This is a genomic window from Microbacterium sp. Bi121, from assembly GCF_918698005.1.
In the GTDB taxonomy this organism is placed as follows: domain Bacteria; phylum Actinomycetota; class Actinomycetes; order Actinomycetales; family Microbacteriaceae; genus Microbacterium.
This window is the reverse complement of sequence record NZ_CAKKLJ010000003.1, coordinates 303,689-316,437: the sequence shown is the minus strand read 5'-3', so window position 1 is coordinate 316,437 and position 12,749 is coordinate 303,689. Positions and strand designations below refer to the sequence as shown.

Annotated in this window: 14 protein-coding genes; 2 read left to right on the top strand and 12 right to left on the bottom strand. The window is 69.7% G+C overall.

All coding sequences use genetic code 11. The features are described from left to right. The first annotated feature begins 99 nt into the window (after nt 1-99). Nucleotides 100-1,590 carry an ATP-binding cassette domain-containing protein gene (locus LQZ87_RS06515; RefSeq protein WP_230102655.1) on the top strand — a complete coding sequence of 497 codons (1,491 nt, stop codon included), beginning with the start codon at nt 100-102 and terminating at the stop codon, nt 1,588-1,590. A 2-nt stretch (nt 1,591-1,592) separates the two neighbouring features. Here LQZ87_RS06515 and LQZ87_RS06510 read toward each other — a convergent pair whose 3' ends face one another. The 11 genes from LQZ87_RS06510 to hemE all read right to left on the bottom strand — a co-directional run bounded on the left by LQZ87_RS06510 (nt 1,593) and on the right by hemE (nt 10,781). Then, a complete protein-coding gene (locus tag LQZ87_RS06510) occupies nt 1,593-2,042 on the bottom strand; it encodes a hypothetical protein (RefSeq protein WP_230102654.1) in 450 nt (149 codons plus the stop codon). Nucleotides 2,043-2,124: 82 nt separating this feature from the next. Then, nucleotides 2,125-3,447, bottom strand: a complete 1,323-nt coding sequence (locus LQZ87_RS06505; RefSeq protein WP_230102653.1) for a glutamate-1-semialdehyde 2,1-aminomutase — start codon at nt 3,445-3,447, stop codon at nt 2,125-2,127. A gap of 96 nt (nt 3,448-3,543) precedes the next feature. Continuing rightward, complete coding sequence (gene hemB, locus LQZ87_RS06500) at nt 3,544-4,539, bottom strand: porphobilinogen synthase (protein ID WP_230102652.1); 996 nt, start codon at nt 4,537-4,539, stop codon at nt 3,544-3,546. Next, nucleotides 4,536-5,336 (bottom strand): uroporphyrinogen-III synthase, encoded by an 801-nt coding sequence (locus LQZ87_RS06495; protein WP_230102651.1) that lies wholly within the window; start codon nt 5,334-5,336, stop codon nt 4,536-4,538. Before LQZ87_RS06495 ends, hemB begins: the two co-directional genes overlap by 4 nt. Further along, nucleotides 5,336-6,343 carry a hydroxymethylbilane synthase gene (gene hemC, locus LQZ87_RS06490; RefSeq protein ID WP_230102650.1) on the bottom strand — a complete coding sequence of 336 codons (1,008 nt, stop codon included), beginning with the start codon at nt 6,341-6,343 and terminating at the stop codon, nt 5,336-5,338. Before hemC ends, LQZ87_RS06495 begins: the two co-directional genes overlap by 1 nt. A 3-nt stretch (nt 6,344-6,346) precedes the next feature. Beyond that, on the bottom strand, nt 6,347-7,024 hold the full coding sequence (gene hemQ, locus LQZ87_RS06485) for a hydrogen peroxide-dependent heme synthase (protein WP_230102649.1): 678 nt from the start codon (nt 7,022-7,024) through the stop codon (nt 6,347-6,349). Between the two features lie 48 nt (nt 7,025-7,072). Further along, the gene (locus LQZ87_RS06480; protein WP_230102648.1) at nt 7,073-7,348 is read right to left on the bottom strand and encodes a hypothetical protein; all 276 of its coding nucleotides are present in this window, start codon (nt 7,346-7,348) and stop codon (nt 7,073-7,075) included. After that, nucleotides 7,335-7,742 (bottom strand): phage holin family protein, encoded by a 408-nt coding sequence (locus LQZ87_RS06475; RefSeq protein ID WP_230102647.1) that lies wholly within the window; start codon nt 7,740-7,742, stop codon nt 7,335-7,337. Before LQZ87_RS06475 ends, LQZ87_RS06480 begins: the two co-directional genes overlap by 14 nt. A gap of 1 nt (nt 7,743) precedes the next feature. Further along, entirely contained in the window at nt 7,744-8,169 is a 426-nt protein-coding gene (locus LQZ87_RS06470; RefSeq protein ID WP_230102646.1) for a hypothetical protein, read from the bottom strand. 96 nt (nt 8,170-8,265) lie between these two features. After that, nucleotides 8,266-9,765 (bottom strand): protoporphyrinogen oxidase, encoded by a 1,500-nt coding sequence (gene hemG / locus LQZ87_RS06465; RefSeq protein ID WP_230102645.1) that lies wholly within the window; start codon nt 9,763-9,765, stop codon nt 8,266-8,268. Further along, nucleotides 9,762-10,781: a uroporphyrinogen decarboxylase gene (gene hemE, locus LQZ87_RS06460; RefSeq protein WP_230102644.1), complete on the bottom strand. Its 1,020-nt coding sequence runs from the start codon at nt 10,779-10,781 to the stop codon at nt 9,762-9,764. The genes hemG and hemE overlap by 4 nt, the downstream gene beginning before the upstream one ends. Before the next feature lie 75 nt (nt 10,782-10,856). Here hemE and LQZ87_RS06455 point away from each other — a divergent pair, with 75 nt between their 5' ends. Next, nucleotides 10,857-12,182 (top strand): glutamyl-tRNA reductase, encoded by a 1,326-nt coding sequence (locus tag LQZ87_RS06455; RefSeq protein WP_230102643.1) that lies wholly within the window; start codon nt 10,857-10,859, stop codon nt 12,180-12,182. Nucleotides 12,183-12,200: 18 nt separating this feature from the next. Here LQZ87_RS06455 and LQZ87_RS06450 read toward each other — a convergent pair whose 3' ends face one another. Next, nucleotides 12,201-12,704 carry a S26 family signal peptidase gene (locus LQZ87_RS06450; RefSeq protein WP_230102642.1) on the bottom strand — a complete coding sequence of 168 codons (504 nt, stop codon included), beginning with the start codon at nt 12,702-12,704 and terminating at the stop codon, nt 12,201-12,203. Between the last annotated feature and the right edge of the window lie 45 nt (nt 12,705-12,749).

Sequence of the window (12,749 nt, the reverse complement as noted above, 5' to 3'; positions counted from 1 at the left end):
GTACTCTGCTCTCTTCTGGGGTTTCTGCGCCCCGTCGATGCGGAATTCTGCATGTTTTCCGGCAAGATGGGGAGAACGCCCATGCAGGAAAGGCCCCGGATGCCAGACGGACAGCTGATCGAGTTCGACCGTGCGACCAAGCGCTTCGGCGCCGTCGCCGCGGTGTCGGACTTCTCCGCGCGCATCGGCCCAGGCGTCGTGACCGGATTCCTCGGGCCCAACGGCGCCGGCAAGACCACGACCCTGCGCATGCTGCTCGGCCTCGAGCGACCGACCAGCGGCACCGCCACCATCGGCGGCTCGCGCTACGCCGAGCTCCGCAGCCCGGCGCGTGTCATCGGCGCCATGCTGGACGACCCCGCATTCCGCGGACGACGCACGGTGGAGCGTCACCTCATCGCAGCCGCGAAGGCCGGCGGCGTCCCCCTCTCCCGTGTCGGGGAGCTCATCTCGTTCGTCGGTCTCGGCGACGAGGTCGAATCCCGCATCGCCGCTCTCTCGCTCGGCATGCGCCAGCGTCTGAGTGCCGCCACTGCTCTGATCGGCGACCCCGGCGTGCTCGTCCTCGACGAACCGGCCAACGGCCTGGACCCCGAGGGCATCCGCTGGATGCGCACGCTCATCCGGGGCCTCGCCGACGAGGGCCGCACGGTGCTCGTCTCTTCGCACGTGCTTTCCGAGGTCGAGCAGATCGCCGACGAGATCCTCGTGATCTCGCGCGGCGAGCTCAAGTTCGCGGGCACCATGGAGGCGCTCGCCGATCCCAGGACCGGACCCGTCGTAGTGGATGCTCTCGACCGCGACGCGCTCTCGGAATCGTTGACGGATGCCGGCTTCGATTACGAGATCCTGCGCTCAGGGCTCACCGTGCGAGGCAGCGACGCGGCGACCATCGGCCGCATCACGGCACACGCCGGTGTCGCGCTGACGACCCTGCAGCAGCGAGGACCGACGCTCGAAGACGTCTTCCTCGACCTGGTGAACGACCGTTACGTCGCTCCGCCCGCGCCGGTACCGGACGAGACGGACACGCTCTTCACGCTCGCCGCTGAGAGCGAGGATGCTTCGGATCCGGAGCGGCTTCGACTCGATTCGCTCAACGACCCGGAAGTGAATGCGGACGACTCTTCCACGCGAGACGTCGAGCGAGCGGAGCGAGTCGAAACCTCCCCCGAAGCATCCGACGCCGTCGAAGAGTCCGCGCCCGTCGACGACCGGCCGCTCCCCGGCCTCGCCGGCCTCGCGGCCGTGGCGAGCATGTTCGCGACGCCCGTCACCGATCCGAACAGCGCTGCTGCCGCGGTCGAGTCCGTCGACGCCGAGACATCCGAAGAGGATGACACGGCTGATGAGCACGCGGCCGACGCTTCGGACGAAGCGCATGACGAGTCCGAGCCCGTTGCAGAGGACGACGCCACACGCGTCATCGACGTCGTGCCGACGTTCGAGTCCGAATCGGGCTCCGAGCCGGAGGGCGACATCGATCACCCGGCTGGCGAAGAGTCAGCGGGCGAAGGCGAGCAAGCGACGGACGACGAGCCCGAGCAGAACGGCGAGCCCGAGCAGAACGACGAGCGCGAGCAGAACTGAGCTCAGACCGGGCGCGGCCGGATCACCGGCCGCTGCCGCCCCGTCACGACGGGGATCGGAGCGGTGCCCGCGATTTCGACCACGTCGACGGCCTCGTCCGACACGTTCAACCGCAGAGCCTGCGTCAGGGCGAGTCCGTGGCGAGTGGTGAAGATGAGACGCTCGAACTGCTCGTCGCCCTCGAGGTCGATCACCACGCTGGGGCGACGCTTGCGGATGAGCACGAAGTCGGTGGTCGCCGCCGCCTTCCACGTCCCGGCGGCGAGGATGCCGGGGATGTGCGTGCCCGGCCCCGGGACACCTCGCAGCCACGTCCATGCGTCATCGGTGAGCTGCACCTTCGTGATGGTCTCGCGGGCCACTCGGAGGTTCTCACGGTGGAACGTCGCAGCACGCTCGACCGGAGAGAGCACAACCTCGAGCTGCGTCTGGTCCAGGAGCAGGGTCACCATTCGTCCAGTCTGCCAGCGTCGGACTGCAAACTGTCTGCGACTTCCTCACAGGACCACAACGATCAGGTTGTGGCTTCCCTCATCAGGGGCGGGCGGATGCCGCGGCACGTGCCGCAGCCGGCAGCGCAGCCTCGATGCGGCCGAGCGCCTCATCGTCATGCGCTGCGGTGAGGAACCACGCCTCGAACACGCTCGGCGGCAGCGCGACGCCCTGTTCGCGCATGGAGTGGAAGAAGGGCGCGTAGCGGAACGATTCCTGGGCCTGCGCCTCGGCGTAGGTGCGCGGGGCCTCCGCCGCGAACGCGACGCCGAACAGGTTGCCGGCTCGCGCGATCGCGTGCACGACGCCGGCTTCGGTGAGAGCGGCGTCGAGCGCCTGGGCTACGCGGGCGGCGGCGGCATCCACTCTGGCGTACACGGCGGGGGTCGCCAGTCGCAGGGTCTCCAGGCCCGCGGCGACCGACAGCGGGTTCCCCGACAGCGTGCCGGCCTGGTAGACCGGGCCCGTCGGGGCGAGCATGTCCATGACGTCCGCGCGACCGCCGAGAGCGGCGAGCGGCATACCACCGCCGATGACCTTGCCGAAGGTGATGAGGTCGGGCAGGTACTCCTCACCGGTCGCGGCCTGCAGGGCCCAGTATCCGGCGTGGTGGACGCGGAATCCGGTGAGCACCTCATCGAGGATCATGAGCGCGCCGTGCGCGTGCGCGGTGTCAGCGATGAAGCGGTTGAAGCCGGGCTCCGGTGCGACAACGCCCATGTTCGCGGCTGCGGCCTCGACGATGACGGCGGCGATCCGGTCGCCGTGCTCGGCGAACACCGCTTCAAGGGCGGCGCGGTCGTTGTATCCGATCACGAGGGTCTGCGCTGCGATCGGGGCAGGGACGCCTGCTGACCCGGGTAGCGCCAGGGTCGCGACGCCGGAGCCGGCCTCCGCGAGCAGGCCATCGGAGTGGCCGTGGTAGTGCCCGGCGAACTTTACGAGCAGGTCGCGGCCCGTCGCGCCGCGGGCCAGACGGATCGCCGTCATGGTCGCCTCTGTACCGGTGGAGACCAGGCGGACGCGTTCGATCGGAGCGAGGTCTCCGAGGCGGACGCGCTCGGTGATCTTGCGTGCGAGCGCGACTTCGCCCTCGGTGGGCGCGCCGAAGGATAGACCGCGGGTCGCGGCCTCCTGCACGGCCGCGACGACCTCCGGATGCGCGTGCCCGAGCAGAGCGGGTCCCCATGACGCGACGAGGTCGACGTACTCGCGGCCTTCCGCGTCCGTGACGTACGCGCCACGGGCGGATGCCAGGAATCGAGGCGTCCCGCCGACCGAGCCGTAGGCGCGCACGGGCGAGTTCACGCCGCCGGGGGTCACCGCTCGCGCGGCGGAGAACAGCTCATCATTGCGGTCGGTCATGGTGGCTCCTCGGATGTTCGGTTTCGACTCGCTTTGCTCGCTCAACCCGTTTCGTCTGCGGCGCTGCGCGCCTCCGCTCAACGACCTGCAGGCGACTCAGCCTTCGTGAAGCCAGGTGGCGGCCTCGGTCGCCCAGTAGGTGAGGACGGCATCGGCACCGGCGCGGCGGATCGACAGCAGCGACTCGAGCACTGCCGCGCGGCGGTCGATCCAGCCGTTCGCCGCTGCGGCCTCGATCATCGCGTACTCGCCGGAGATCTGGTAGGCCCACACCGGCACGTGCACGGCGTCGCGAACCTCGCGCAGCACGTCGAGGAAGCTCATCGCGGGCTTCACCATCACGATGTCGGCGCCCTCGGCCTCGTCGATCAGCGCTTCGCGGATGCCCTCCCGTCGGTTGCCTGGGTCGAGCTGGTACGTGCGGCGGTCGCCCTGCAGCTGGGAGTCGACGGCCTCACGGAACGGGCCGTAGAACGCGCTGGCGTATTTGGCCGCATAGCCGAGCAGCAGCGTGTCTGTGAAGCCTTCGGCATCCAGCCCGCGGCGGATGGCGGCGACCTGGCCGTCCATCATGCCCGACAGCCCCAGCAGGTGGGAGCCCGCTCGCGCCTGCCCGAGGGCCATCGACACGTAGCGCTCGAGCGTCGCGTCGTTGTCGACCGAACCGTCGGCGGCGAGCACACCGCAGTGGCCGTGGTCGGTGAACTCGTCGAGACACAGGTCGGTCTGCACGACGAGCGCGTCGCCCACCTCATCGACGAGCGCGCGGGTGGCGACGTTCAGGATGCCGTTCGGGTCGTCGGCGCCGGAGCCGGCAGCATCCCGAACCGCTGGCACGCCGAACAGCATCACACCGCCGACACCGGCCTCAGCGGCCTCCACCGCGGCACGCCGCAACGAGTCCATGCTGTGCTGGACGACGCCGGGCATCGATGAGATCGGGGCAGCTTCGTTCACGCCCTCGCGCACGAACATCGGCAGCACGAGCTGTCGCGGTTCGACGGAGGTCTCACGGGCGAGCGCCCTGACAGCCGGCGACCGGCGCAACCGCCGAGGACGCACTTCCGGGAACCCTGCAGAAGGGAAGCTCACGGCGCGAACTCGTCGGCTGCGTGCGGAAGGGTGAAGTGCGAGACGGCATCGATGAGCGCATCGACGGTCTGCTTGTCGGCGACGACCGTGATCGGCAGTCCGGCCTTGCGGGCGTCCTTCGCGGTGCGTGGTCCGATCGCGGCGAGCAGCGTGTCATCCGGGATGTCGGGGAACTGCTCGCGCACCTGCTGAGCGACCGATCCGCTGGTGATGAGGATCGCGTTGATCCGGCCGCTGTCGACGTCGCGGCGGATGCGATCCGTCACCGGGACTCCGACCGTGCGGTAGGCGACGATGCTCGCGACATCGTGGCCAGCCGCGATCAGCGAACGCGTCAGCACGGGCTTGGCGATCTCGCTGCGCAGAGTCAGGATGCGGCGCGGCTCCGGTTCGAGCGCGATGAGCTGCTCGGCCATGCCCTCGGCGGAGTTGTCCTGCTCCGGGACGAGGGCGACCTCGTAGCCGACTGCCTGGAGCGCCGCCGCTGTCGTCTCTCCGACCGCGGCGATCTTGGTCCCCTTCGGCACGACGGCGCGGTGGGCGTACAGAACGTCCACCGTCGTGGCACTGGTGATCGTGAGCCAGTCGAAGTCACCGGCGGCGAGCTTCTCCAGAGCGTCGTCGAGCGCGGCCTGGTCCGTCGTCGGCCCGAAGTTGATCAGCGGAGCGACCACGGGAATCGCCCCCTGCGAGCGCAGGCTCGCGGCGACGCCGTCGCCCCACGGGCCTCCTCGCGGGACGAGGATGCGCCAGCCGCTCAACGGCTTCTCGGGCTTGGTTTCGGGTGTGCTGGTCATCAGGGTTGCTCTCGGGGGACGAAGTCGGCCGCCCCTTGTTCGAGCAGCCGACGGGCGACAGAAAGCCCGAGCTCACGTGCTGCGCGATTCGGGTTCGCACCATCGGCAGCATCTGCATCGTTGCCACTGCCGTTCCCACGAATATACCCCCGGTTCAGGGATTCCGTGACGTCGAGCCCGATCCGCCGCTCTCCGGCGGGGTCGTAGACGATCGTGCGCAGCCGAACGGCGTCGCCAGTGACGACCGCGTGCGCGGCCATCGGCGCCTGGCATCCGGCATCCAGTCCCTCGAGCACGGCACGCTCGACGGTGATCGCCAGACGGGTGCTCTCATCGTCGAGTTCGGCGAGCGCCGCACGCAGATCGGATGCCGCATCCGCGGTGGTCTCGACGGCGAGCGAGCCCTGCCCTGGCGCTGTCGGCCATTCGGAGAGCCCCAGCTCTTCACGCTTGAGTCTCGTCTCCGAGCCGAGCCGCGAGAGGCCGGCAGCGGCGAGGATGACGGCGTCCAGTTCGCCGGACTCCACCCTGGCAAGACGCGAGTCGACGTTGCCGCGGATGTCGACGACCTCCGCACGCGGCGCGCGACGTCGCACCTGAGCGATACGACGAGGTGAACCAGTTCCGACCTTGGCGCCGGCGCGCAGCGCGTGCAGCGGAGTGCCGTCGCGGGTGATCACGATGTCGCGGGCATCTTCGCGGACCGGCGTAGCTGCGATGACGAGGCTGTCGGGCACAGCGGTCGGGAGGTCCTTGAGCGAGTGGACGAGGATGTCGCACTCACCGGCGAGCAGCGCCTCACGCAGCCGTGTGGCGAAGACTCCGAGCCCGCCGATCTCGGAGAGCGATGCGCGGTTGGTGTCCCCCTCGGAGACGATCGGGACGAGCTCGACCCTGCGGCCGGAGATCTTCTCCAGGGCTGCGGCGACGTGACCGGACTGCGCCTGTGCCAGAGCGCTTCGACGTGTGCCCAGGCGGATCGGGCGCGATCGGTTGGGAGTGGACATGGCTTACTGGAGAACGTCCGCGATCTCGTCGAAGCGGAGGCGGCGTCCGGTGTAGAACGGCACCTCCTCCTTCACGTAGCGGCGCGCGTCGGTGTAGCGCAGATCGCGCATGAGATCGACGAGTTCAGTGGGATCGTCGGCCTCGAGCGGCAGGAGCCACTCGTAGTCGCCGAGCGCGAAGGCTGCCACGGTGTTGGCGATGACGCCGGTGAAGGCCGCGCCCTTGCGCCCGTGGTCGGCGAGCATCTTGCGGCGCTCGGCCTCGTCGATCAGGTACCACTCGGGTGTGCGGACGAAGGGGTAGAGGCACAGCCACCCCTTGGCCTCAACGCCGCGGAGGAATCCGGGCACGTGCGCACGGTTGAACTCGGCGTCGCGGTGCACGCCCATCACGTTCCACACGGGCAGCAGGGTGCGCAGCAGTTCGGTGCGGCGCAGGCGCCGCAGAGCCTTCTGCAGATCTTCGGCCGTCTCACCGTGCAACCAGACCATGAGGTCGGCGTCTGCCTTCAGCCCCGACACGTCGTAGAAGCCGCGGACGGTGACGCCGGAGTCCTCGATGTGACCGACGATCGTCTCGAGCTCGGTGGCGTCCGTCTCGGCGACCGGTGCATCGGGATTGCGCCGCCAGACGGCCCAGAGGGTGAAACCGGACGGGTTCTGCTCACTCGCTTCGGACATGCTCCCAGTCTGCCCCTTTCCGAAGCAGGGAGCGAATGCAGCGACGAGCTATCGGGCGACGGCGCGGGCGATGGCCCAGACCAGGCCGCCGGCGACCGCGGCGATGCCGACGGCCGCAGCGATCGCACCCGCCGGGTTGCGGTCGGCGAACACACGCGCCTTCGCGATCCCCCGCTGCGAGGCCTTCTCGAGACGACGGGGCACGTTGCCCTTGATCTCGATCGCGGCGAGCGCCGCCTTCAGCTCGGCGCGGGCTGATTCGACGGGATCCGTGATCCCGGCGCGCACGGCGGTGCGGGGCAGAGTGGAGTCAGAGCTGGTCATCACCGGCATCCTTCACGATTCGAATATCCGTTGCCACGGCCTGGCCCGGGTTCTCGCGGCGCAAGACCTTGCGGAACTTCAGCGCTCCGAGCAGCACGCTCACCAGCACGCACAGCAACAGCAGCACGAGCACGGCGAGCGCCGAGAGCCACACCGGCCACCAGGACGAGAGCCCGGCGACGGCGAACACGAGGATCATCGGCACGAGCCAGAACAGGAAGAAGAGCGCTATGACGAACCAGGCGCCGCCGATGCCGGCATCCTTCGCCGTGCGCGACACCCACGACTTGGCGGCGTCGATCTCGGCCTTGACCAGCTTGGTGACGAGCTCAGGGAGGTCGCCGAGCAGCGTCAGGAGACTGTCGTCAGCGCGGTCACGATATCCGCGGACCATGTCACTTTCCGTTCGTCGTGGTGTTCTTCGCTGCCGTCGAGTTCGACGAGCTCTTCGTCGTGGATGACGTCTTCGGCTTGGGCGCCGTCTTCGACTTCGCGGCGTCGACCGCGTCCTCGAGCGCGTCCTCGACGTGATCGACGGCCTTCTTGCCGGTGGCGATCGCGGAGTCCAGCTTCTCTCCAGGCGTATCGCCGTCGCCGACGGACTTGGCGACCTTGACGACGCCGTTCCAGATAGCGCCGGGCACGGCAGACGCCTTCGCGCCGACGAAAGCCTTCGCCTTCTCGACCTGCCGCTGGACGGGCTCCTGGTCCCAGACCTTCAGCCACTGCTTCTTGATCTGCTCATAGCGCTCGCGTCCGGCGCGCGTTCCGAGTACGTATCCGACGCCGAGTCCGACGACGAGTCCGATCTTCCCCTTCATGGGGTCTCCTCACGTTGTTCCGGTCGAGCCGCTGGCATGGTTGCCGTCGGCCAGGGCTCAAGCGTAACGCCATATGCCGAAAACGGCATCTATACCTCAGGGGGTTGACAGGTGGCCGTCCGAACCCCACAGGAGCGCGCGGCGGACACGGTCGGCCTCGGCGGTCGCGTCGGGAACGACCTGCGCCAGCCCGGTGCCGGACAGCCAGGCACCGACGGCGCCGAGGCTCACGGACCGCTCCACTGCCGCCCGCAGTTCACGGCGCCGGGTCGCGGCTCCGATGAGCGATGCGGGCTGCGACTGCGTGAAGCGGGCACGGTGCGCTGCGATGAGCGCGGACTCCGGCAGCGTGACGCCGAGCATCGCGGATGCTTCGCTCAGCGCCAGGCGTGCCGCAGCGTCGTCATCGAGTGCGGCGGTGGCTGCTGGCTCGCCCTGTGCACCGAACGAGACCCTCACGACGTGGCGGCCGCCGGCCGACTCGAGCACCCAGCCCCACTTGGCACTCGAGTGCGTCAGCGCCTTGGCCGTGTGGCTGCCGGGAACCGTGAGCACGCCCGTTCCGCGGGGCGCGGCATCCAGCGCCGGCGCGTGGAGCAGCAGGCTCACGATCTCGATCTGCGGCGCCTCGCCCTGGTCGCCGAGGCCGTCGACATGGGACTCCAGCAGACGGCGGGCAGCGGGTTCTGCGGTCGCGACGATGACGGCATCCGCTTCGAGGGTCTTGTGCTGGACGGCATCCACGTCGTCATCCGATGCGACGGGAACCGTCACGATCCAGCCTTCTCCGGCGGGAGCGATGGCGTCCACTGCCGCACCTGTTCTGATGACAGCACCGAGCTCGCCGAGATCCGCAGCGAGCGCATCGACGAGAAGACTCATGCCGCCCGCGATCCCCTCGACCGCAGAACCCGGAGCCTTCTTGGCACGGTCGGCACGGTCTGCGAGCAGCTGCGCGACGCCGCCGGACAGGGAACCCGCACGGGTGAGCGCCTCGTTCAGACCGGGGGCCGCGACCTCCGTGTCGACGTCGTCCGGGTCAGCCGAATAGACGCCGGCCGTGACCGGGGCGACCAGCAGGTCGCGCACCTTGGCGCCCATGCGCTTCGCGACGAGAGCTCCGAGGCTGCGCTCCTGCCCGATCGTCAGCGGCGGCCGAAGGCGATCGACATAGGCGCGCCAGGCGCCTCCCCAGCCGATGATCCGGCGCACGTCGTCGGCGAACGGGTTCGCCGGGATACCGAGGATGCCGCCCTTGGGCAGCGGCGCAGCATCCGCACCGGGTGCTCCGACGAGCCAGGCTCCTGCAGGGTTCGGCGTGACGATGCGGTCGGACAGTCCGAGTTCGTCGAGGAGATCGCGAACGTAACCGCCGCGGGTGGCGTAACTCTCGGCGCCGGCATCCACCGTCACGCCGTCGAGGTCCGCCCGGCGGATCGCACCGCCGAGCTCGTCCGCCGCCTCGAGCAACGTCACCTGCATGCCGACCTTGGCGCATTCGCGCGCTGCGACGAGCCCGCCGATGCCGCCGCCGATGACGACGATGTGGCGGTGCGCCGCCCGCGCGGCGAGGTCTGCCGTGCGGTCGTCGCTCATGAGTGGGCCAGCTCCACGATACGGGTGAGCTGGTCGGGGTCGGTCTCGGGAGGGACGCCGTGACCGAGGTTCAGGATGTGCGCGCGAGCAGCCTTGCCTCGTTCTATGACCTCGCGGACGTGAGCCTCGAGGACCTCCCACGGCGCCTGCAGCATGGCGGGGTCGATGTTCCCCTGAACGGTGACGTCCTGGCCGAGGATTCCGGCGGCCTCGTCGAGCGGCTGTCGCCAGTCGACGCCGACGGCGGATGCCGCACCGTCCAGGCGCATGTCGGCGAGGAAGGGTCCGGTGCCGACACCGAAGTGGATCACGGGCAGGCCGAGGCCCTCGACCGCTGCCTTCGAGTGCGGGGCGACGTGCGCACGGTAGTCGGCAGGGCTCAGCGAGCCTGCCCACGAATCGAACAGCTGCACCGTCGCAGCCCCCGCGTCGCGCTGCGCTTCGAGGAACCGGCGCGAGACGCGCGAGAGCCAGCCGGCCAGCCGGTCCCATGCTTCGGGGTCGGTGTGCATCATGGCGCGCGCGCGAAGGTGCTCCTTCGACGGGCCGCCCTCGACGAGGTACGCGGCGAGCGTGAACGGCGCACCGGCGAATCCGATCAGCGGGGTGTCGCCGAGCTCGTCGGTGACGATGCGCACCGCCTCGGCTATCGCGGTCGTGTCCAAACCGTTTGGATCGATCGCCGTGATGCGATCGACATGGGCGCGGGTGCGCACCGGTTCGGCGAACACAGGGCCGCGGCCCGGCTCGATCACGACGTCGACGCCGGCCAGTCGCAGCGGGATCACGATGTCGCTGAAGAACACGGCAGCATCCACCTTGTGCCGGCGAACCGGCTGCAGGGTGATCTCGGCCGCGAGATCAGGGGTGAGGCAGGCATCCAGCATCCGCGTGCCGACGCGCAGCTCGCGATACTCCGGCAGCGAGCGTCCGGCCTGGCGCATGAACCAGACAGGGGTCTGCTCTGGGCGATCTCCGGCGAGTGCGCGCAGGAGCGGAGAGTTCGTGGAAGACATGTCTCCATCCTCCCATCCGGCGCTCATGAACCGCCTGTCAGCCTCCTCTACGGACGACGGCGTAAGATAGCCGACGTGCTGCTGTGCGTGACGGCGAGTCACAAGACCGCCTCCTTCGACATGCTCGAACGATTGAGCCGCACCCCTGACGACGTCGCCCCGAACTTGCTTCGGCTCGCTTCGTGCGTGCAGGGGGCCGTTGTGCTCTCCACGTGCAACAGGTTCGAGGCCTACGTCGAGGTCGACGAGCCGGTGACCGCTGCCGGGGCCGTCGGCGTCGAAGCAGTGCTCGAGGCGATCGAGCTGTCCACCGGCATCCCCACCGCAGAGCTCGACGGCGCGTACGCCGTGCACTCCGGCCGCCGGGTCGCCGAGCACCTGTTCGCGGTGGCCTCAGGGCTGGAGTCGGTCGTCCCAGGCGAGGGCGAGATCGCCGGTCAGGTGCGACGCGCGCTGACCGAAGCACGCAAGGACGGCACCACATCGCCCGAGCTCGAGCGGCTGTTCCAGCGCGCCAGCCAGGCGCAGCGCAAGGTCAAGAACGTCACGGCCCTCGGTCGCGCCGGCCGCTCGCTCGTGCGCCTCTCACTCGAGCTCGCAGACAGCCGTATCGCCGACTGGGCCGCCGAGCGGGTGCTGCTGGTCGGCACCGGCGCCTACGCGGCCGTCACCCTGGCCACGTTGCGCGAGCGTGGCGCCATCGACATCTCGGTCTACTCGCCGTCCGGCCGCGCTGAACTCTTCGCGAAGAAGCACGGCATCACGGCCGTCTCCGATGCGGACTACGCACGCGTCGCGTCCGGGTCGTCGCTGCTGATCACCTGCACGAACGCCGCGGAAGAGCCGGTCCTCGGGCCGGAGCATCTCCAGGCACCGGCAGCGCTGACCGCCGTCGGCTGCCCGATGGGCCCTTCGACAGGCTCGGGAGCCGCGGCCGGATCGCAGCTCGTGATCGACCTCGGGATGCCGCGCAACGTCGACCCGGCGGTCGCGCAGCTCGAGGGCGTCGCCCTGCTGGATCTCGAGACCATCCGGCTGCACGCACCGCTCGACGAGCTGCAGGCGACCGATGCCGCCCGTTCCGTCGTGCGCGACGCCGCCGACACCTTCAACGTCGTCGGGGATCGTCAGAGTGTGACCCCAGCGGTGGTCGCGTTCCGCTCGCACATCTTCGCGCTCATGGAGGCGGAGATCGATCGTGCTCGTGCCCGCGGCGACGAGGACGGCAAGGTCGAACAGGCCATGCGCCACCTGGCCGGTGTCCTCACGCACACGCCGACGACTCGCGCCCACGAGCTCGCCGCCGACGGCCGCGGTGCGGAGTTCGTCGCGGCGCTCGAGACGATCTACGGCATCGCCCCTGCCGAGTCGGCCGCGGACGAAGCGGCCGCATCGGCCTGAGCCTGGTCCGCGTGCTCCTCACCGGGCTCTGCGACGCCGACGTGCCCGCGCGATGACGGTCCACGCGATGTAGGCGCAGATGGCCGCGGCGACAGCGGGGACGAGGGCTGCACGGAGCGGCCCTGTCACCGCGATGTTCACCCAGCCGAGCAGCGGAACGCTGTACCAGAGCCGGCCGAGGATCTGCTCCGGCGCGACGATCACCGAGGTCACGGTGGCGTCCCCACGGGTGAGCACGGATCCGCCGACCGTGCGGTCGAGGTCGACGACGCGTCGCGTCATCACTGTCGGCTCGGATGAGTCGATCGTGAAGGCGATGACGTCTCCGACGTCGAGGCGAGGTGCGTCCACAGGCCGCGTCACGATGAGCGTCCCCGGCGGCAGCGCGGGTTCCATGGATCGATCCATGATCGTGAACGCGCTCGCGCCGGTGGCGAGCGGAACGCCGGCCACAAGCACGGCTGTGAGTGCGAGCATCCCCAGTACACCCGCACCCACGCCATGCCCGAGCGCCACCCCCATCGACCGCGGCTTCGTTTCGGTCGTTGACGGCTGATCCGGCGTCCT